The sequence below is a fragment of the Pseudomonas sp. S3_B08 genome (genome assembly GCF_054667725.1).
Genome location: NZ_CP162750.1, coordinates 1,529,281 through 1,546,338 on the forward strand (window position 1 = coordinate 1,529,281; position 17,058 = coordinate 1,546,338).

Consider the following 17,058-nt stretch of genomic DNA (forward strand, 5'->3'; position numbering starts at 1 on the left):
GGAGAACGATCCGCGCCAGATCAGCGTTCGGCGGGCCATCTGCCGGCTGGTCATCGGAATACTTGGTAGGTGGTGGAGCGCGGCACCTGGCAAGTGCCCGAGCCGTCTTTCACGATGCCGTAGGCGCCTGCGCCGGCTACAAGAATCACAGCGAGAATCCAGTACAAGAGATTCATGGCCGAGCCCTCACAGCGATGCGTCCGCCTTTCATGGTCACCGACAGGCGCTGCGGGAGGCTGTCGACCAAATCCTCGCGCTTGCGGCCTATAACCTCGTTGAAGGGCAGGCCGAAGCCGAGTATCGCGATGCGGCGCTCGATATCGTCGAGCTGCTCATCAACCAGCGTTTTCACCAGAGGGGTTGTCATGCCGAAACTCCTTTCAGATGCGTGTTGCGCTCGACGAACTTGGCGTCCAGCGCATCCCGATAACGATTGGCGGTGCGGGTGTCGATGATCTCGGCGAACTCTGCCATTTCGATCATGCCCATGACGAAGGTGCGATCCGGCACCGGGGTGCAGGACTTGCGCATCTTCGCGATCTCAAGGCCCAGCCGGGCCAGTGCTACCTGATTGCTCATAGGTCGTTGTCCTCGGCCTGGGCGACCAGCGCGTCATCGGCAAGGGGTCGAAGTAGGCCCTCTGCGATTTCACCGAGCTTGCCCAGTGGGTGATCGCTTGGGCCGAGGAGTTCGGCGGCGGCGACCTTGTCAGCGTGACCGCGCTCGGCGGCAATCAGCAGGTAGCCCAGCGAAGCCGTGGTGGCCTCGCAGTCTGCGAGCCGTCCGTTTGCATGCTCGTCCACTGCAAGGGCGAATTGGGCCACGGTGACGCCCTGAGCTGGTCGCAGCCGGCGCTGGAACTTCACGCCCGTCCGGAACCTGACCAGTTGTTCGGTGGCTTCGTACAGCCACTCAGCCCGAGCCACTTCCTGCGCGCTCTCGCTCACCATCGGAGGCAACTGCGCGTCGTGCATGGCCTGACAAATCTTCAGTGCTGCGTTCATGCTGCCTCCGGCCAATGGCGCTTAATGCTCTCTTTTGCGTAAATGGAAAGCCGCTCGTAACTGTTCACGCCACCGCAGCCGGGCATGGTTCCTTCCAGCTCGACGCAGGCGCGGATATCGCAGCGGCGCGAGCAGCCCCAGCCGCCGTAATGACAGTGGCGGACTTCACCTTTCGGCTCAGGGTGATAGGCGAGGCCGCCTTTCCATGAAGGCGAGCCGCGCAGCTTGAGCCCGCAACCTCGGCAAACTGCTTGTGTGTCAGTGCAGTTGTGCATGACGACCTCCAGTGTTTGGGGTTAGGCGGTGGCGGGGACGGCTTCACGGAAGCGCGAAGGGCTCCAGTCGCAAGACTCATCCGCAGGAATATGGCCGAACATCGCAGTGCAGCGCTTGCAGTGCACGCAGTCGCCGCAGGTCTTACCCTCAGGCAGGTTCATCTGATCAGCGTTGTCCGCCGACCGTGGATACGGCGCTCGTTGCTCGGCCATGATTTGCTCCATGTGGTTGATCCAACAAAACTCGGATGCACTCATCCGCTCCGCTGGTTGCCGTTGGGCGCGGAGGGGAGTGCATTCGAGTGGTGTCGGGGTAGGGAAAGGCCTGTTTTTACAGGGGCAGGCTCCCTGTTTCCTCACTTTCCACAGTCGAGGGAAAACCATATGCTGCAGCTCCACAGTCGAAACAAGGAACGAGTTATGGCGCAGTATTTGGTAAGGGTTGAGCTTTTCGGGGCTGATGGTGAAGGTTATGAGGACCTACACGAAGGGATGAAGGCGAATGGTTTTTCGAGATCAGTTAAATTTGATGATGGAAAAACATATTCGATGCCGATAGGCACTTACTTCGGAACAAGCAACCTGGACGTGGTTTCATTGAGGGATAAAGTTAGGTCTGTTTCAAAACCACTTTCTCCCACGAAAGATGCAGCGGTTTTTGTGTGTGTTATTCAAGATGCGCAGTGGGCGGCCTTTTTGTACACGGTTTGATGGGGCTGCCAGCCTGGCCTTCCCCCTTTGGCGTGTTTAGGGTATGCAGCCTCAGCACGCCAATTGCCACCTTTAGAGCAGCACCGAATGAGGTGCTGCGCTCATTTGCGATCTCTTGAACAATTTCCCGCACCTGCTTTATCTGAGCCTCATTCATCGTTTACCTCTCTAATCTCAGGTTGTCATCCCAAAGCCCGCTCAGTGAACGGGCAGAGGTGATGCTTCACGCGGCTTCAGGCGTGTCTTTGTCGTATTTCTCTCCGCAAAACATGCAGTAGTTGCCGAGCAGGCTCAGTGTTTCTTTTTGTTCACGCATACGGCTCGGCTTTTTGGCGGTGCATTTAGTGGGGGATCTGTACGTCGCCGTAACTTCGGAATAATTCTTCATGCTCACCGGGCCGCTGAAGATCATCGCGTAGCCGCCGAGACTCACCTTCAGGCCGGTTGCGCCTTCTGGGAGCTGTTTGGCGAAGTGCTCGGTCAGCCGCTCCTCGTTCTTGCTTCTGCAATCACACATCGTCCTGTCCTCGGTTGTCTTCCCAATGCACCCGTCACCAGGTGCATCAGTGAAAAATTCCGTGTTTCTCCGCACCCGCTTACCAGGTCATTCACTCAGTTCGGTCAACACCTCGTCCGCCGTCGCAGTGGGCTGCGCGTGGGCAGGCTTTCGGGCCTGTCGGATCGCCGGTCGCCGGTAGAGGCAAGTGCGGTTTTGTTCATCGGTTTACTGACCTCCCACCGATGGAGCCGGGAGTGACCTAACCGGACTGGCCGGGTAGTCGTTCATGGCGCTGATTGTTAAAGAGCGGCGGGTCTGTCGACCTTGGCGCCGGATTGCTTTGGCGTTGAAGCAAATCTACAACTGAAAATTGTAATGTGCAAGCGTGAGTTGTAATTAATTTTGCAGTTATGCATGGAAGGGTTTCCTGCAGGCGTAAAAAAGCCCGCGCTTGGCGGGCTTTGTAGGGCACTAGATTATTTTGCGCGAGAGGCCCATCGGGTATGTGTCCAGTAAGTAGATCGGCTTAGGCCGGGCGCTTTCGAATTCTCGGCCCCGTTCTTCAGTTCGATCTCCATTCGGTCATCGCGCATTTGTACAACCGTCCATGAGGTATTTTGGCTGATATCCATCTGCTCAAAGCATAATCCACGCGTGACCATAACAGCGCTCAACGCATAATCGCCATGTGTGTAGCTGGAATACGCTCGATCAAAATCGTCAGGAGTGATGCAGCCGAAAGCCTGTATGTCGAGATGAATTAGATCTTTCGCCTTCAGCTTATAGGCGACAGATTTTTGCTGAACAGGAACCGCTGAGCTACCGGAGGTCTCGCGGTAGACGAACGCACAAAGGGTCACGCAAACCATGAAGGCACCCAGAATCACTTTCCAGTGAGTGCCTAAGATTTTCGTAAGAGGTTTCACGTCGGGCCGCGAGTGGCAAACACCACACTCCACTGCCTGCGAAGAAACGTCAGCACCGCAGTGCTTACACTTGATGGCCTCGGCTTTGATCGTTTCTGCGCAATAGGGGCAGGCTTTTACCGCTTCGTCCATGTTGAAGCCTCTGAATTCAATTCGCGCGGGAGTACATCGCCCACCAAAAAACATGTCCAAGAATCGCTATCTGCTGCTCTTGGATCTGCTCGAATGTGTAGTTCTCGTCCGGGTGTTCGTCGTGGTTGAAGCTACGAAGCTTGATGCCCGTCGGAGTCCGATAAACCTGCTTCACACGCAGCTGACCGTTATGGTTCACCGCGTACATCTCGCCGTCGACGATATCGCCGAGCGAGTTTTTGCCCATGTTGACGCCCACGGTGGCGCCATCCCGAAGCACCGGCATCATGCTGTTGCCGCTCACCGTCACGCACTTGGCATTGCTGAATTGAACGCCGTTGTTGCGTAAATCCTTCTTGAAGAAGCGAAGCCTTGCACTGTCGCTTTCTTCTATCGCGAATCGCCCAGTGCCCGCCGCCAGTTCGACTTCCTTGAGGAAGGGGACGTAGACCTCGTCGTCGCCTAGTGGCGTCTCGTCATCCCACGTTTCGATTGAGCCCAATGAAGTGTCGGCAGTGCGGCTCTGACTTTCGAGCGGGCCAGCCTCGCCCATCAGATAGGCGACCGAAACTCCAAGCACGTCGCTCAGCATTTTGATCTTCGGGTTTCTCGGGACAGTTCGCCCGGATTCCCAGGCTTGGACGGATTGCGGGCTCACATCGAGCTTTCGCGCCAGCTCGGACTGATTTAGCCCAGCAGCCTCGCGGGCCGCAGCGATTCGGGAGGAGGTAGTAGTCATGACCGCGAGAATACAACTCGAACTTGTAGCTAGCATTGCAATTCTCACTTGTAGTCACGATTCAAAAGCTGTAACTTTGCGTTGTAATTACCAGTTTAACGAGGACGCTATGGAACAGAACGCAGCAGAGCGTGCAGCTAAGGCAGCAGGCGGCCAGTCGGCCCTCGCTCGCGTCCTTGGCTGTACGCCACAAAACGTACAGCGCTGGTGCGCCACCGGCCGGGTTCCGGCCGAGCGTGTAATTCCCGTCGAGCAGGCAACCGGCGTATCCCGCCATGACTTGCGCCCCGACCTGTATCCCAACGAATCCAGTAAAGCCGCATAACCATTTTCCATTCACCCAGGAGCAAGACCCCTATGGCCTACGACGACAGCCGTCACCTGAAGGATCGGGAAATCAAATCCCGCTACGACGATGAAACCTATGAGGCATTAAGAGCCGTAGCGCGTCTTCACAAGCTGCAGCCCGCTGTATTCGTGCGCATGTGCGTTGAGGAAAAGCTGGAGAGCATCGTCGAGATGGATGCTAACGGTAAACACATGCAGGCCTGAAGGCCCTGAAGGAGGCTATGTGCCTGAAACCACGATCTGCCATGGGATCGATGGGCGCCTCTACGAAAAGCTTGAAAGGTTGGCAAAGGCCGCAGGAATGAGTCCTGACGACTATGCCGCAAAGCTTGGAGCGGAGCGCTTTTTCGAGAAGACCAGGCCAAAAGGCGCCGGAAAACTCCGGCATCTACCCACTGCAAGGCGAGCCCAACAAGGTCCCGTAATAGGGACTGAAAAAGGAGGGGCTGATGAAGTCCCCGAATGACAAAACCCAAATCGCAGGCGAAAAAAAACCACCAGGCCCGGTGGTTTCTTCTACTGCATACAACAAAAGCATCTGTGAGGCGAATTATGCATACCTCTAACCATGATGTACAGGCCCTCAAAAAGCCCGCGACACCTTTTTGTAATTCCGAAAACGTGTCGCGACACACAATGTCTTCTCGCGAGATCGCCAACGTAACCGGCAAGCGCCATGCGAACGTCAAGCGCGACATTCTCGCAATGCTCAAAGAGCTCAAGGCAGATGCACTCAGTTTTGAGCACATCTACTTGGACGGCCAAAACCGCGAACAAATCGAGTATCTGCTGGACCGCGAACACACCGATTGCCTGCTTACCGGCTACAGCGCGCCAATGCGGATGAAGGTGATTCGCCGCTGGCGTGAACTGGAGCAGCAGGATGGCGCCCGCCAAGCTGTTCTCGCCAACGGCACGAAGGTAGTGGGGGAACTGGCAATTCTCGAATGCTTCACGCGCCTGCTGAAGCCCGCGCCGTCCAGCCAGGTGCTGATGCTTGCCCAGATCGCAAAGAACAACGGCTTGGAGTCGAGCTTCCTCCCAGGATACGCAATCTACGCCGCGCCCGATGCCACCGGCGGCTCCTCGATGCCTACCAAGTCTGCCACAGCGCTGCTGAAGGACAGCGGCATCCGCTGCGCGCCGGCCGCTTTCAATCGTGCGCTGGCCGACCACGGCTTCCTCAAGCAACTCCAGCGCAAGAACTCCAAACACGAGATGGTCGACTTCTGGTCCGTGACTGAAAAAGGCCTCAAGTACGGCAAGAACCTCACCAGCCCTCAATGCCCGCGCGAGACGCAACCTCACTGGTACGTCGATCGCTTCCTTGAGCTTGCCGTGCTTATCGGCAAAGGACACCCATGATGGCCAGATCCAGAAATATCAAACCGGGGTTCTTCTCGAACGAACACCTGGCTGAAGTAGATTTTGCAACGCGCCTCCTTTTCATTGGCATGTGGACCGAGGCTGATCGGGAAGGGCGCACTGGAAGATCGCCCGCGCCGCCTGAAAATGGCTCTGTTCCCGGCTGACAACGTTGACATCGAAAAGATGCTCGCCGACTTGGATCATTTGGGGTTCATCGCGCGGTACACCGTTGGATCATTCAAGGCCATCCAGATCGTGAACTGGTCGAAGCACCAGAACCCTCACGTCAAAGAGGCGAAGAGCGTCATCCCTGAAATGCCCGGCGTAGAGGCTTCGGAGGGGGAGCATGGTGCAAGCCCGGTGCAAGCACCAGAAAAGAACAGTTCTTTCCCGGCTGATTCCCTCTCTCTTGATTCCGGATTCCTGATTCCTGATTCCCTCTCTCCGTCGCCTGCTCCGGTGGTGGCCGAGGATCTATTCCCGAAGTTCTGGAAGCTCTACCCGCGCAAGGTCGGAAAGGACAAAGCCGAGAAGGCGTGGGCGAAGCTCAAGGTCACTCAGGCGCTGTACGACCTGATGGTCGCAGCTCTGGCCAAGCAGGTTCTGACGCCTGACTGGACCAAGGAGCGGGGCCAGTTCATCCCGCACCCTGCGACGTGGCTCAACGGCAAGCGCTGGCAGGACGAGATCCCCGAGCTCGCCAGCAATGTGCACCCGTTCCCGCAATCCCGTCACACCGGCTTCGCCGATCGCGATTACACCTCCGGCCTGAAAATGCGGGAGGACGGCAGCTATGCGCTCTGAGCCAGTCCAAGCCACTCCAGAATTGCCGCCGGGCACTCGCATCCAGCCTGCAGAGTGCGAAACCCACGGCGCCTACGAGCAGCGGGTCTTCTCCGTGCTGAGCAGGGAGCTCAGAAGTAACTGCCCTGAGTGCACCCGGATTGCCCGCGAAAAATCCGAGGCTGCCGAGCAGGCCAACAAGGCGATGGAACTGCGCATGTCTCTCGCTCGCAAGCTGGGCGATGCGCTGATCCCGAAACGGTTCACCACTCGCACCTTGGGCAACTACCAGGCCGAGAACGACGGCCAGCGCAAAGCCCTCCGGTTCTGCCAGCACTATGTGCAGATCTTTGACGAGATCCTGAAGACCGGTCGCTGCATGGTGCTGATCGGCAAGCCCGGTACCGGGAAGACGCACCTCGGCGCCGGCATGGCCAACGAGCTGCTGCACCACACGTCTCGCACGGCCGTGTACCGCACTGTCGGCGCAATCCTTCAGGCGATCCGCTCCACGTACGACAAGCACAGCGAACGCAGCGAGGCCGAGATTTTGTCGAGCCTGATCGATCCCGATCTGCTGGTGCTGGACGAGGTAGGCGTGAGCAAGGAGCAGCCGAGCGACTTTGAGCTGACGACCCTGTTCGCAATCATCAACGGCCGGTACGAGCAGGAGCGCCCCACGGTGGTGATCTCCAACCTCGAAGCCAGCCAGTTGCCGGCCGCAATGGGTGACCGCTGTGTCGATCGCCTGCGCGAGGGCGGAATGATCGTGGTCCCGTTCGATTGGGGATCTCAGCGCGGCAAGGAGGGTTTCTGACATGACCGTAAAACTTTGGAGCATGCGCGAGCAGTGTCACATCGTCCGAGGTGTTCGCGGGACCGTGTTCGAGCTGGCAAAGCACTTCGGGATTCCGCCAAAGGTCGCGCAAAGCCGAATCGCTCGGTATGGCTGGAGCGTCGAGAAGGCCGTAACCGAACCGATGCGTGAAGACTCTCGGAGGAAACGTCCATGACCGAGTTCGCAATCCGCAGCCAGCGCGATATCAGCCGCCTCATGGGCGTCCTCCATGCAACCGACTTCACCAAACCCAAGATCGTGGTCATCAAGGACGAGAAGCGCCCGGACGTCTGCAATCGCAAGATGTGGGCAATGCTCAAGGACGTATCCGAGCAGGTGATCTGGCACGGCAAGAAACTCACCAGTGAAGACTGGAAGTGCCTTTTCAGTGCCTCGCTGGAGAAGCAGCGCGCAGAGCCTGGCCTCGACGGTGGCTTCGTCGTGATGGCCGTATCGACCCGCAAGCAGTCGCAGAAGTGGTTCAGCGATCTGTTCGAGCTGATGCACGCCTTCGGCGCCGAGCATGACGTGCGCTGGACCGAGCAGGACAAGTGGGGAGGGCGGTACTGATGCGAGAGGACAAAACCTTCGCCATTGCCGACGCCAAGTGCATCACCACCTGGTATCTGAAGGGCACCGCGATTATCAAAACTGCCGAGGACATCCCGCCTGAATGCGGTGATACGTTCCGCCTCGGCTTCAAGGACTACACAGTGGTCGCGGTGTGCGGCGATTACAGCTATCGGTCTGCTTGCGCGACGATTGTTCCCAAGGAGGCCGAGCCATGCGCGTAGCCCTCAAGGAACAGAAGGCCCCGAAGCCGAAGAAATGCAAGAACCCAGCGTGCGGCATCAGCTTCCCGCCGCAGCGCTTGGGCCAGGCGGTGTGCAGTCCGAAATGTGCGCTTGCCATGGCGCCGGCGAACAGCGAGAGAGCCAGTAAGGCGATCGCCCAGCTCGGTCGCCGCGAGATCAAGGTCCGCAAAGAGGCCCTGAAAAGTCGCGGCGATCACCTCAAGGATGCCGAGAAGGCGGTACGCGACTACCGGCGCACCTATGAGCTGAGCATCGGCAGCGGCTGCATCAGCTGCGGGGAGTCGCAGGAATCGATTCTGGCCGCCCAAGGCTGGAAGGTGGGAGGGGCATTTGACGCGGGTCATTTCATGGGCAAAGGCGCCCGGCCGGAGCTGCGCTTAGAACCATCCAACATATGGCTTCAGTGCAAGGCCTGTAACTCAGGCTCCTACATGCACGCCCGCAAGGGATACACCGTCTCCCAAGGCTTCCGAACTGGTCTTATCGCCCGCATCGGCCTGGAGGCCGTCGAAGCGCTTGAAGCCGACCACGAACCGCGAAAGCACACCGTAGACGAACTCAAGGCGATCACCGCCGAATACCGGGCCAAGACCCGAGAACTGAAGAGGGCTGCAGCATGAACTACCACAACGTGATTTCCGCAGTAGTCCGGGCCTTGGCAGCCGAGACGATCAACAGTTCCGGCGGATGCAACGTCGAGCCCGGGGTGCAGGCCAGCAAGCTCAAGGGCGAGATATCCGGGAAGGATGCCGCGCTTTTGGCTGACTGCATTGTGCACAAGCTCTTGCACGCCCAGCTTTCCCCGAGGCACTGGAACGCCCTCGTCGCGAAGTACACCACGCACCGTGGCCGCAAGATCGACTCCATCGGCCGGCTGGTCGCCGTGGTGAATACGCCGGCACCGCAGCGCTTCACGCAACAGGCCGTTCTCGTTTGGGCGGTACCGCAGCAGGTGAAGGGCATTCAGCGAGCGGTGACCCAGATCAAGGCGCCGAAGCACCGGGAGAACAAGGTGGAGGGGCAGTGGGATTGGCGCAACGCGGCAGCAGACGCTGATGTCGCTCGGGCCAACAAACATGCGCGTGCGGTAGCAGAGGAAAAGCCAGGCGAGATGATCGTGCTGGCCGACTCGAACTACGACATGACGAATTGGGATTCCCAAGGGCTTACAGAGCGCACCTACCAGCGCTGGAACAAGGCCATCAAGGACGGCTTGGAGTCGCTTGTGAACGAGGCTCTGGTCGAGGCGCAACACATGCTTGAAGCAGTCGGAGTGCTGGAAGGCGAGGCGGCATAAAATAGTCCCTCAAAAGGGCTTGCAATGTCATGTCGCCATGTCGCATGATTCACCCATCCTGTCATTCCTGCGTGTTTCAGGATTGGATAGCAGCCCGGCCATTGCGTCGGGCTTTTTTGTGGTTTAAGCATTGCCTATTTCAAGCGAGATGTTTCGGCTGCTGAATGACGGGCGTTTAATCCTCGTCCCAAGTGACTACAGCCGATTCGCGCCATTTCACATCAGTGAGGCCGAACCTTTCTGCCATTGGTTTTGAGACCCGTTTTAGTGGCGGTCGACCAGGCTTAGGTATCGGAACAAGTCCCGCGTCGCAGCTAGCCCATTGCCATGCTTCTGCGTTATTCATCGTACTCGTGCGAATAACAAAAGTTCTTGACTCTCCGCGGAGTAAGTACTCGACGTAATATGTGGTGCTCATGGGTATGTCTCCGTTTGCTCATTGGTAAGTGAGTTCACGGGATCACGGAAATTCAAGTTATTATCAAATTTTTTAAATACGACGCAGTAGCACATTTATTCGTAAATACCTTGGCGCATCGATCCGCGAGAGGATATTTACAGCCGCGGATTAATGGTTTTTCTTGAAGATAGAGCGAGCCTCATCCCACGCTTTTTTGCCTTCAAGCGTTTTAGCATCGGCTGCGGCCCTTGCGTTCTGAAATTCAATCATTGCTTCGGGTGAGTCCCCTGCATGAGTTAGAAGCTCGTAAGCAATAGCGTTCAGCCGATCCGCCTCTTTGAAAAGCGCGCTGCTGCGGTCGGTGGCTATATGCCACGCTGATGTCGTGCTCGGATTATTTTTCATCTTTTCTTCGCTCTTCTGACCGGCATCCCTGATTGCCTGCCGGCACCCAAATTTTCCTATTCGCTCCATTTTATGAACTTTATTAGTGGGTATCGCAAATGATGACTGATGATCGGAAAGGGAAACCTAGCGTGATATTCCGAGATACTCCCCAATTGTCGTAGTGCATCGACAATCGCCTACGAAACAATGTTTAACTTCCGGCACAATTTATTTCTAATAATGTGAACTGTTCGTGCCGATTAATACATAAAACCTCTACAAACTTAGATCCCTTGTATCGTTTGTCATGAGTGGACAGAAGTTTTTTATTCGGCTCCCACGCCCATTGCTCCCAGCTGGGAGTGCAGCGGACGCCGACCTATTTGCGCTGGCCTGACGGGTCAGCTTTTCATGTTGGAGTTGCGATGGATCCTACTGACCTCGGCCCAGGCACAGCTACCTGGCTGGGCGGTACCGGAACCGTGTTGCTGGCCGGCTTCCTTTGGCTGCGTAAATTCCTCTCGAAGGATGCTGCTGACAGGGCGATGGATAACGCCGACATTTTCACGCTTCGCCGGCTGAATGAGCTTCTGGACTCCGAGCGTGTTGCGCGAAAAGAGGCCGAAGCCCGCGCTGACCAGTTCGCCAAAGAGCGCAACGAGCTCGCCGCAGCAGTAGGGCGGATGGAGGGGAAGATCGAAGCCCTCACCAGCCAAGTCGTACAGCTCACCGCCACGGTTACCTCGCAGAGCGAAGAGATCGCCCGCCTGCGTACCAAGCTGGGAGGCATCAACTGATGGACAGATGCGCTATGGAATTCATCGCTCGCCGCTGGTGGCGTCGGGCAGAGGTATGGTTGATAGCTGCGCTGTTGCTGGCCGGCGGCCTGATCCTCGGTTTCCAAGCTGGTGTGTGGTCAGCCAGTAGTGAACAGACGAAGCAGCTCGCCGAAGTTCGCGCAGCCTACGACGCAGCGCTGGGCAAACGAGACGTTCGCCTCAACAGCCTGGCCGAGAAGACGCAGGACGCGGCAGTAAAGGTGCAAGAGGCATCGAACTCAGCAGTCCAGGCAGCCGATACCGCGAGCAAGGCAGCGGAGAAGGTCAACGAAGCCGTAGAGCGGCAGACCCCGTGAACGCGTTGCTGAAGCTGGTTCCTGCGTGGGTGTGGGTAGTGCTGGCGTCGCTCGCAGCTGTCGGTTATCTATCGCTGCGTCTCGATAGCGTGAAGGACGATCGAGCAGCCATCGCCGCCGAGCTCGACACCGCGACCGCCCGCGTAAATTCGCTCACCCACACACTCCGCATCCAGCGTGAGATCACCAATGACATCAATCGAGTCTCCGACGATGCGAAAGCCAAAACTGAGCATGTGTCGGCTGCCGTTGTTACTGCTGATAACCGGGCTCGCAGCCTGCAGCAGCAAATCACCGACCTCATTGCCAAGCGACAGCCCTGTGCTGCCGAGATTGCCAGCGGAAGCAAGGCAAGAGCCGACCTTACCGTTTTGCTCGCCGACCTGCGTAGAAGCGCTGACGAAGAAGCGGGAAGACTGGCAGAAGCGCTTGACCGAAGCCGAATAGCCGGCTTTGCGTGTGAGGCTGCATACGCCGCTGCACAGAAGAGCAAGTAGGTCGCGACACGTTTCGCGAGAGTGCAAATTGTGTCGCGACACCACAAGGAGAAGTTCATGGTTCACGGGCGTACGAATCCAACCTGCCGAGGCGACATGCGGCTCGGCACGGGATGTGGTAGCTGTGTGCGATGCGAGGCGTTCAAGCCGGCCGAGATTCAGCATCTTGCGGACCATCGTCCTCACCTGATGGTGGCAGCCAGTGACGGCGGCCACGTTATCCCGCGCGCACTGATCCAGTCAGTGATCGACGGCAAGCAGCCTTCCACCATCCTCACCGAGCCGGTAGTGCAGCGCATCATTGAAGAGTGGCTGCAGAAGGTCACCAATTAGGATTCCCCATGACAACCAAGCAACCCGACTGGGAGGCGATCGAACGAGCCTACCGGGCAGGTTCGCTTTCCATCCGAACAATCGCTGAGCGCCAAGGCGTGAGCGACACCGCGATCAGGAAGAAGGCCAAAGCCCTTGGGTGGGCAAGAGACCTTTCTGATCAGGTACGCAAAGAGGTTCGCAGCAAGCTGGTTCGCGGAGAGGTTCGCAACGACCAAGGCGCGAACTGCGAACTGGACGCCGAGATCATCGAAGAGGCCGCCGAGGAAGGCGCACGGGTGGTTCGAAGTCACCGGCGCGATATTCGCAAGGCGACGAATCTTGCGAACCTGCTGATGGATGATCTGCTGTCGACCATCCAGCGCCGCGAAGAGATCGAAGAAGACATCGAGGCCGAGACCTCCGAAGACAACAACGGTATGCGCCGCGCCTCTATGCTCGCCGCCGTCTCGCTGCCCAGCAATTCGAAAACACTGTTCCAGCTTTCCTCTGCAATGAAAAACCTGCAGGTTCTGGAGCGTCAGGCATACAGCCTGGACGAGAAGGAGAAGACGGACGAAGCCGACGAACTCTCGAAGATGATGGACGAACTATCGAAGGACGCCTGACATGAAGCCCGAGCACATGAAGCTGCTCCGGGATAAGCGTTGGCGGTTGAACAATCTCTACTTCATCACCGACAAGCAGGGCAAGAAAGTCCGCTTCCGGATGACGGATGAGCAGATTGAATACTTCGACGGGATGCACACCCGGAACATCATCCTGAAGGCTCGGCAGCTCGGTTTTACAACTGAGTGCTGCATCATCCAGCTGGACGCCGCTCTTTTCGAGTCGGCGAAGTGCGCACTGATCGCTCACACCCTGAACGACGCCAAGCGCCTGTTCCGGGAAAAGGTGAAGTACGCCTACGACAACCTGCCGAAAGAGATCCGCGCCGCGAACCCTGCGAGCAACGACGCTGCCGGTGAGTTGGTGTTCAGCAAGGGCGGCTCGCTCTATGTCAGCACCTCGTTCCGGGGCGGCACGCTGCGCTACCTGCACGTCTCAGAGTTCGGGAAGATCTGCGCCAAATTTCCGCACAAGGCGCGCGAGATCGTCACCGGCGCGTTTGAGGCGGTGGCCACCGATTGTTTCGTCACGATTGAATCGACGGCGGAAGGCCGGGCCGGCTACTTCTTCGAGTACTCGCAGAGTGCGGAGAAACAGCTGCTGTCAGGCACGCCGCTCGGCAAGCTGGACTGGAAGTTCTTCTTCTTCAGCTGGTGGAAGAACAAAGCCTACTGGCTCGATCCGGCCGAGGCGATCATCCCGCAGCGGCTGACCGACTACTTCAACGAGTTGTTCGCCAAGCATGGCATCGACACGAACCCGGGGCAGCGCGCCTGGTACGCCGCCAAGGAGAAGACCCTCGGCGACGACATGAAGCGGGAATACCCGTCGATCCCCGCCGAAGCCTTCCAGCAGTCGATCGAGGGCGCCTACTACGCCCAGCAGTTCACCAAGCTGTATGCCGCTCAGCGCATCGGCACGCTGCCAGACAACAGCCACCTGCCGGTGATGACCTTCTGGGACATCGGCGTCGGCGACTCCACGGCCATCTGGTTCGTGCGTCAGGTCGGCAACGAGTACCACGTCATCGACTTCTACCAGAACAGCGGGGAAGGCCTGCGGCACTACATGAAGGTGCTCAAGGACAAGGGTTACACCTACTCCGAGCACTGGGGGCCGCACGACATCGACAACCGCGAGTTCGGTAGCGATGCCAAGACCCGCCGGGAAATGGCGCGCGAAGGCTACGAGATCGACGGCCAGCACTACCGCATGACGTTCCAGGTCGTGCCTAAGATCGGCGTCGACGACGGCATCGACCAGGCGCGGGAGATCCTCGCTAACTGCGCCTTTGACGAGGCGAAGTGCGAAGAAGGCATCACTGCGCTCGAGAACTACCGCAAAGAGTGGGACGACAAGAAGGGCTGCTGGAAAGACCGGCCGCTGCATGACTGGGCGTCTCACCCTGCTGATGCATGGCGCTACTTCGCAGTCGCGAAGAGCAAGCGCGTAGCAGTCACGCACATTCCTGTCACATTCAGCTTCTGAGGCCATCCATGGCGAATTTCAGCACTCCCCGGGCAGAGTACGCACAAGCCCTGCCTGGCTGGCAGTTGGTGAAACGCTGCGTCGCCGGTGCGCGAGAGGTGCGCAAGCACGACGAATACCTGCCAATGCCAGACCCGGAAAACAAATCACCGGAGAATCTGGCTCGGTACAAGCAGTACAAGAAGAGGGCGATGTTCCTCAACATCACCGGTCGCACGCGCACCGGCTTGATGGGTGCGGTTTTTCGCAAAACTGCCGAACTCTCGCTGCCGACTGCGGTGGAGTACCTGAAGGAGAACGCCAGCGGAGACGGCACCAGCCTTGAGCAGTTGTCGAAAGAATCGGTTGGCGAATGCCTGGACAGCGGGCGAGGCGGCTTTCTGGTCGACTTCCCAGCCGTGGCCACTGAAAGCGGTGTCAGCTCGATGGCCGATCTGGCAACCAAGCGCGCTCTGATCCACCACTACGACGCCATGTCGATCATTGATTGGGACGAGCAGGTGATCGATGGCGTGAAGCGTCTGGTGTACGTGAGCCTGCGGGAATGTGTTTCTGAGTTCAACCCTACCGATCTGTCCCGCGAGACGTACAAGCAGAACCGGGTCTTGCTCTTAGTCGATGGGCGATACATTCAGCGTGTCTACAAGGAAGGCGAGGAAAGCGTCGAGGAGACGCAGCCTACCGATAAGGCCGGCCAGCCATTCGATCACATCCCGTTCAGCTTCTACGGCGCCCAGAACAACGACGCCAGCATCGACAAGTCTCCGCTGGAAGACTTGGCCGACGTCAACATCCTGCACTACGGCAATAGCGCCACGGTGGAGGAGAGCGGTTTCATCAGCAGCCAGCCGACGCTCTTCATCACCACCAGCATAGATGCCGACGAGTTCGCGAGACTCAATCCGAACGGGATGCACATCGGCTCTCGTCGCGGGCACAACCTTGGCAAGTCCGGGTCTGCGGTCATGTTGCAGGCCACTGAAACCCAACTCGCCCGCACCCTGATGAAGGACAAGGAAGAGCAGATGCTGATGATCGGCGCCCGTGTCGTCCAGAAGGGCAGCGGCGCCGAGACTGCAGAGGCTGTTCGAATCCGGTACAGCTCGGACAACAGTGTGCTGGGCACGATCGCCGGCAACGTATCCGAGGCCCTGAAGCGAGCCATCCTCGACGCCGAGCGCTTCATGATGGATGCGCCAGACGAGAAGGGCACGGTGTTCTGGCTCAACCAGTCGTTCTTTGACGAGACAATGACCGCGCAAGACATCCTCGCCCAGGTGCAACTGTGGCAGCAGGGCTTCATTGCGAAGTCTGATGTCCGGGTGAACCTGCGTCAGGGCGGCGTGATTGAGGCAGATCGCACCGACGAGAAGATTGACGAAGAGCTGGCCAGCGCGCCACCGGTAGGCGGAAACGATGAGTAACGAAGGCTTTCTTGAGGACGCCGCCACGCGTCACCAGATTTACGTTCAGCGGTATGCAGGCGGAAACCTGAAGCGCGTGGCGTCGTTCATCAGCAAAGCAATCAAGACCGCCAAGCAGCGCGTGTCGGACGGCCTGAGCGCTTACGGTACGCGTCGGTACAACACTCAGATCGAAACGCTTCAGGGCGACTTGCGGGGCATCTACGACGATCTTAAAGGGCGCGCTCAGCTAGACCTCGGCGAGTTCGCCACCTACGAGGCCCAGTTCAACGCGACGATGCTGGGCAAGGTTGTCCGTGCGGTGGTTCAGCTCAATGTGCCATCAGCCGAGATTATCTCCGCCGCAGCTCTGGCTGATCCGCTGCAGCTCGAAGCGCGCAAGGGCATTCAGCGCATCAGCATCAGCGGCGCACTCGACCAGTTCGGAACCAAGAAGGCCGCCGAGATCATCGGCGAGATTCAGATCGGTTCGAGCTTGGGCGAGACTAGCCAGCAGATCAGTCGGCGCCTGACCAGCATTCACCAGCTGCAGCAAGATCAGGCTGGCGCACTGGTTCGCACCATGACCAACCACATCGCCAGCACGGCGCGGGTGGAGACGCTGAAGGCGAACGACGACATCCTCGCAGGAATGCGCAGGGTGGCTACCCCGGACTCGAAGACCACGCTCTTCTGCATGAGCGTCGACCAGACGGTGATCCCGCTGGATGGGCCGAAGCCGCCGTATCACTGGGGCTGCCGCACGACGCTCATACCGGTTCTGACGGAAGAGTTTGCCCGCGAGATCAAGGGTTCGACTCGGCCCTCAATCGGCCCTGATGGCGTGACACTGGTATCGAGCAAGACGAGCTATCAGGAATGGCTGGCTCGTCAGCCGGCGGCCTTTCAGCGCGATATTCTCGGGCCGAACCGGTATGCGCTTTTCAGCAAGGGTGAGTTGACCCTCGATAAGTTCATCGACGGAAACGGCAAGACGCTGACCCTTCAGCAGTTGCGTGAGCGCGAGCCGCTAGCTTTCGAAAAGCTTAAGAGTTAGCTTAAATCACTTAA

At 58.3% G+C, this 17,058-nt stretch carries 30 protein-coding genes; 19 read left to right on the forward strand and 11 right to left on the reverse strand.

Annotation, left to right across the window (positions count from 1 at the left end):
* Positions 1-50: 50 nt before the first annotated feature.
* From AB4N73_RS06975 to AB4N73_RS07000, 6 genes are read right to left on the reverse strand one after another with little or no spacing between them, the layout of a single operon-like run.
* Positions 51-176, reverse strand: coding sequence for a hypothetical protein (locus tag AB4N73_RS06975; RefSeq protein ID WP_460143128.1), 126 nt, complete (start codon positions 174-176; stop codon positions 51-53).
* Entirely contained in the window at positions 173-367 is a 195-nt protein-coding gene (locus tag AB4N73_RS06980; protein WP_090283106.1) for a hypothetical protein, read from the reverse strand. The genes AB4N73_RS06975 and AB4N73_RS06980 overlap by 4 nt, the downstream gene beginning before the upstream one ends.
* Positions 364-579: a hypothetical protein gene (locus AB4N73_RS06985; RefSeq protein ID WP_024013561.1), complete on the reverse strand. Its 216-nt coding sequence runs from the start codon at positions 577-579 to the stop codon at positions 364-366. The genes AB4N73_RS06980 and AB4N73_RS06985 overlap by 4 nt, the downstream gene beginning before the upstream one ends.
* Positions 576-1,004, reverse strand: coding sequence for a hypothetical protein (locus AB4N73_RS06990; protein ID WP_460143129.1), 429 nt, complete (start codon positions 1,002-1,004; stop codon positions 576-578). The genes AB4N73_RS06985 and AB4N73_RS06990 overlap by 4 nt, the downstream gene beginning before the upstream one ends.
* Positions 1,001-1,279, reverse strand: a complete 279-nt coding sequence (locus tag AB4N73_RS06995; RefSeq protein ID WP_460143130.1) for a hypothetical protein — start codon at positions 1,277-1,279, stop codon at positions 1,001-1,003. Before AB4N73_RS06995 ends, AB4N73_RS06990 begins: the two co-directional genes overlap by 4 nt.
* A 21-nt stretch (positions 1,280-1,300) precedes the next feature.
* The gene (locus AB4N73_RS07000; RefSeq protein ID WP_215731547.1) at positions 1,301-1,492 is read right to left on the reverse strand and encodes a hypothetical protein; all 192 of its coding nucleotides are present in this window, start codon (positions 1,490-1,492) and stop codon (positions 1,301-1,303) included.
* A gap of 207 nt (positions 1,493-1,699) precedes the next feature.
* Between AB4N73_RS07000 and AB4N73_RS07005 the strand changes: the two genes are divergently transcribed.
* Entirely contained in the window at positions 1,700-1,990 is a 291-nt protein-coding gene (locus tag AB4N73_RS07005; protein ID WP_460143131.1) for a hypothetical protein, read from the forward strand.
* 223 nt (positions 1,991-2,213) lie between these two features.
* Here AB4N73_RS07005 and AB4N73_RS07010 read toward each other — a convergent pair whose 3' ends face one another.
* From AB4N73_RS07010 to AB4N73_RS07020, 3 genes are all read right to left on the reverse strand, one after another.
* Positions 2,214-2,507 (reverse strand): hypothetical protein, encoded by a 294-nt coding sequence (locus AB4N73_RS07010; protein WP_460143132.1) that lies wholly within the window; start codon positions 2,505-2,507, stop codon positions 2,214-2,216.
* 458 nt (positions 2,508-2,965) lie between these two features.
* Positions 2,966-3,547, reverse strand: a complete 582-nt coding sequence (locus AB4N73_RS07015) for a hypothetical protein (RefSeq protein WP_460143133.1) — start codon at positions 3,545-3,547, stop codon at positions 2,966-2,968.
* 16 nt (positions 3,548-3,563) lie between these two features.
* Positions 3,564-4,286 (reverse strand): XRE family transcriptional regulator, encoded by a 723-nt coding sequence (locus tag AB4N73_RS07020; protein WP_460143134.1) that lies wholly within the window; start codon positions 4,284-4,286, stop codon positions 3,564-3,566.
* Positions 4,287-4,395: 109 nt separating this feature from the next.
* Between AB4N73_RS07020 and AB4N73_RS07025 the strand changes: the two genes are divergently transcribed.
* From AB4N73_RS07025 to AB4N73_RS07070, 10 genes are all read left to right on the forward strand, one after another.
* A complete protein-coding gene (locus AB4N73_RS07025) occupies positions 4,396-4,611 on the forward strand; it encodes a transcriptional regulator (RefSeq protein ID WP_150052258.1) in 216 nt (71 codons plus the stop codon).
* A 32-nt stretch (positions 4,612-4,643) separates the two neighbouring features.
* Positions 4,644-4,838, forward strand: coding sequence for a hypothetical protein (locus tag AB4N73_RS07030; RefSeq protein WP_353187460.1), 195 nt, complete (start codon positions 4,644-4,646; stop codon positions 4,836-4,838).
* Between the two features lie 432 nt (positions 4,839-5,270).
* Complete coding sequence (locus AB4N73_RS07035) at positions 5,271-5,999, forward strand: Rha family transcriptional regulator (protein WP_460143579.1); 729 nt, start codon at positions 5,271-5,273, stop codon at positions 5,997-5,999.
* A gap of 63 nt (positions 6,000-6,062) precedes the next feature.
* Positions 6,063-6,806 carry a hypothetical protein gene (locus AB4N73_RS07040; RefSeq protein ID WP_460143135.1) on the forward strand — a complete coding sequence of 248 codons (744 nt, stop codon included), beginning with the start codon at positions 6,063-6,065 and terminating at the stop codon, positions 6,804-6,806.
* Complete coding sequence (locus tag AB4N73_RS07045) at positions 6,796-7,602, forward strand: ATP-binding protein (protein ID WP_460143136.1); 807 nt, start codon at positions 6,796-6,798, stop codon at positions 7,600-7,602. Before AB4N73_RS07040 ends, AB4N73_RS07045 begins: the two co-directional genes overlap by 11 nt.
* Position 7,603: 1 nt before the next feature.
* A complete protein-coding gene (locus tag AB4N73_RS07050) occupies positions 7,604-7,798 on the forward strand; it encodes a hypothetical protein (RefSeq protein WP_131671940.1) in 195 nt (64 codons plus the stop codon).
* On the forward strand, positions 7,795-8,193 hold the full coding sequence (locus tag AB4N73_RS07055; RefSeq protein WP_103486694.1) for a recombination protein NinB: 399 nt from the start codon (positions 7,795-7,797) through the stop codon (positions 8,191-8,193). Before AB4N73_RS07050 ends, AB4N73_RS07055 begins: the two co-directional genes overlap by 4 nt.
* Complete coding sequence (locus AB4N73_RS07060; protein WP_460143137.1) at positions 8,193-8,417, forward strand: hypothetical protein; 225 nt, start codon at positions 8,193-8,195, stop codon at positions 8,415-8,417. The genes AB4N73_RS07055 and AB4N73_RS07060 overlap by 1 nt, the downstream gene beginning before the upstream one ends.
* A complete protein-coding gene (locus AB4N73_RS07065) occupies positions 8,408-9,058 on the forward strand; it encodes a recombination protein NinG (protein WP_460143138.1) in 651 nt (216 codons plus the stop codon). The genes AB4N73_RS07060 and AB4N73_RS07065 overlap by 10 nt, the downstream gene beginning before the upstream one ends.
* Entirely contained in the window at positions 9,055-9,735 is a 681-nt protein-coding gene (locus AB4N73_RS07070) for a hypothetical protein (protein WP_460143139.1), read from the forward strand. Before AB4N73_RS07065 ends, AB4N73_RS07070 begins: the two co-directional genes overlap by 4 nt.
* 175 nt (positions 9,736-9,910) lie before the next feature.
* Here the strand turns inward: AB4N73_RS07070 and AB4N73_RS07075 are convergent, their stop codons facing one another.
* Positions 9,911-10,153: a DUF6555 family protein gene (locus AB4N73_RS07075; RefSeq protein WP_310219756.1), complete on the reverse strand. Its 243-nt coding sequence runs from the start codon at positions 10,151-10,153 to the stop codon at positions 9,911-9,913.
* Between the two features lie 150 nt (positions 10,154-10,303).
* Entirely contained in the window at positions 10,304-10,540 is a 237-nt protein-coding gene (locus tag AB4N73_RS07080; RefSeq protein WP_460143140.1) for a hypothetical protein, read from the reverse strand.
* Between the two features lie 407 nt (positions 10,541-10,947).
* On the opposite strand from AB4N73_RS07080, the gene AB4N73_RS07085 reads away from it, so the two are divergent.
* Genes AB4N73_RS07085 through AB4N73_RS07120 form a run of 8 tightly spaced genes read left to right on the forward strand, consistent with a single transcriptional unit; the run spans position 10,948 to position 17,044 of the window.
* Positions 10,948-11,319: a chemotaxis protein gene (locus AB4N73_RS07085; RefSeq protein ID WP_460143141.1), complete on the forward strand. Its 372-nt coding sequence runs from the start codon at positions 10,948-10,950 to the stop codon at positions 11,317-11,319.
* Positions 11,319-11,657 carry a hypothetical protein gene (locus AB4N73_RS07090; RefSeq protein WP_310219762.1) on the forward strand — a complete coding sequence of 113 codons (339 nt, stop codon included), beginning with the start codon at positions 11,319-11,321 and terminating at the stop codon, positions 11,655-11,657. The genes AB4N73_RS07085 and AB4N73_RS07090 overlap by 1 nt, the downstream gene beginning before the upstream one ends.
* On the forward strand, positions 11,654-12,154 hold the full coding sequence (locus AB4N73_RS07095) for a DUF2514 family protein (protein WP_460143142.1): 501 nt from the start codon (positions 11,654-11,656) through the stop codon (positions 12,152-12,154). Before AB4N73_RS07090 ends, AB4N73_RS07095 begins: the two co-directional genes overlap by 4 nt.
* 57 nt (positions 12,155-12,211) lie before the next feature.
* On the forward strand, positions 12,212-12,487 hold the full coding sequence (locus tag AB4N73_RS07100) for a hypothetical protein (protein ID WP_460143143.1): 276 nt from the start codon (positions 12,212-12,214) through the stop codon (positions 12,485-12,487).
* A gap of 8 nt (positions 12,488-12,495) precedes the next feature.
* Complete coding sequence (locus AB4N73_RS07105; protein WP_131671980.1) at positions 12,496-13,095, forward strand: hypothetical protein; 600 nt, start codon at positions 12,496-12,498, stop codon at positions 13,093-13,095.
* 1 nt (position 13,096) lies between these two features.
* The gene (locus AB4N73_RS07110; protein WP_460143144.1) at positions 13,097-14,584 is read left to right on the forward strand and encodes a terminase; all 1,488 of its coding nucleotides are present in this window, start codon (positions 13,097-13,099) and stop codon (positions 14,582-14,584) included.
* A gap of 8 nt (positions 14,585-14,592) precedes the next feature.
* Complete coding sequence (locus AB4N73_RS07115; RefSeq protein ID WP_460143145.1) at positions 14,593-16,008, forward strand: DUF4055 domain-containing protein; 1,416 nt, start codon at positions 14,593-14,595, stop codon at positions 16,006-16,008.
* A complete protein-coding gene (locus AB4N73_RS07120) occupies positions 16,001-17,044 on the forward strand; it encodes a phage head morphogenesis protein (RefSeq protein ID WP_460143146.1) in 1,044 nt (347 codons plus the stop codon). The genes AB4N73_RS07115 and AB4N73_RS07120 overlap by 8 nt, the downstream gene beginning before the upstream one ends.
* Positions 17,045-17,058 lie beyond the last annotated feature (14 nt).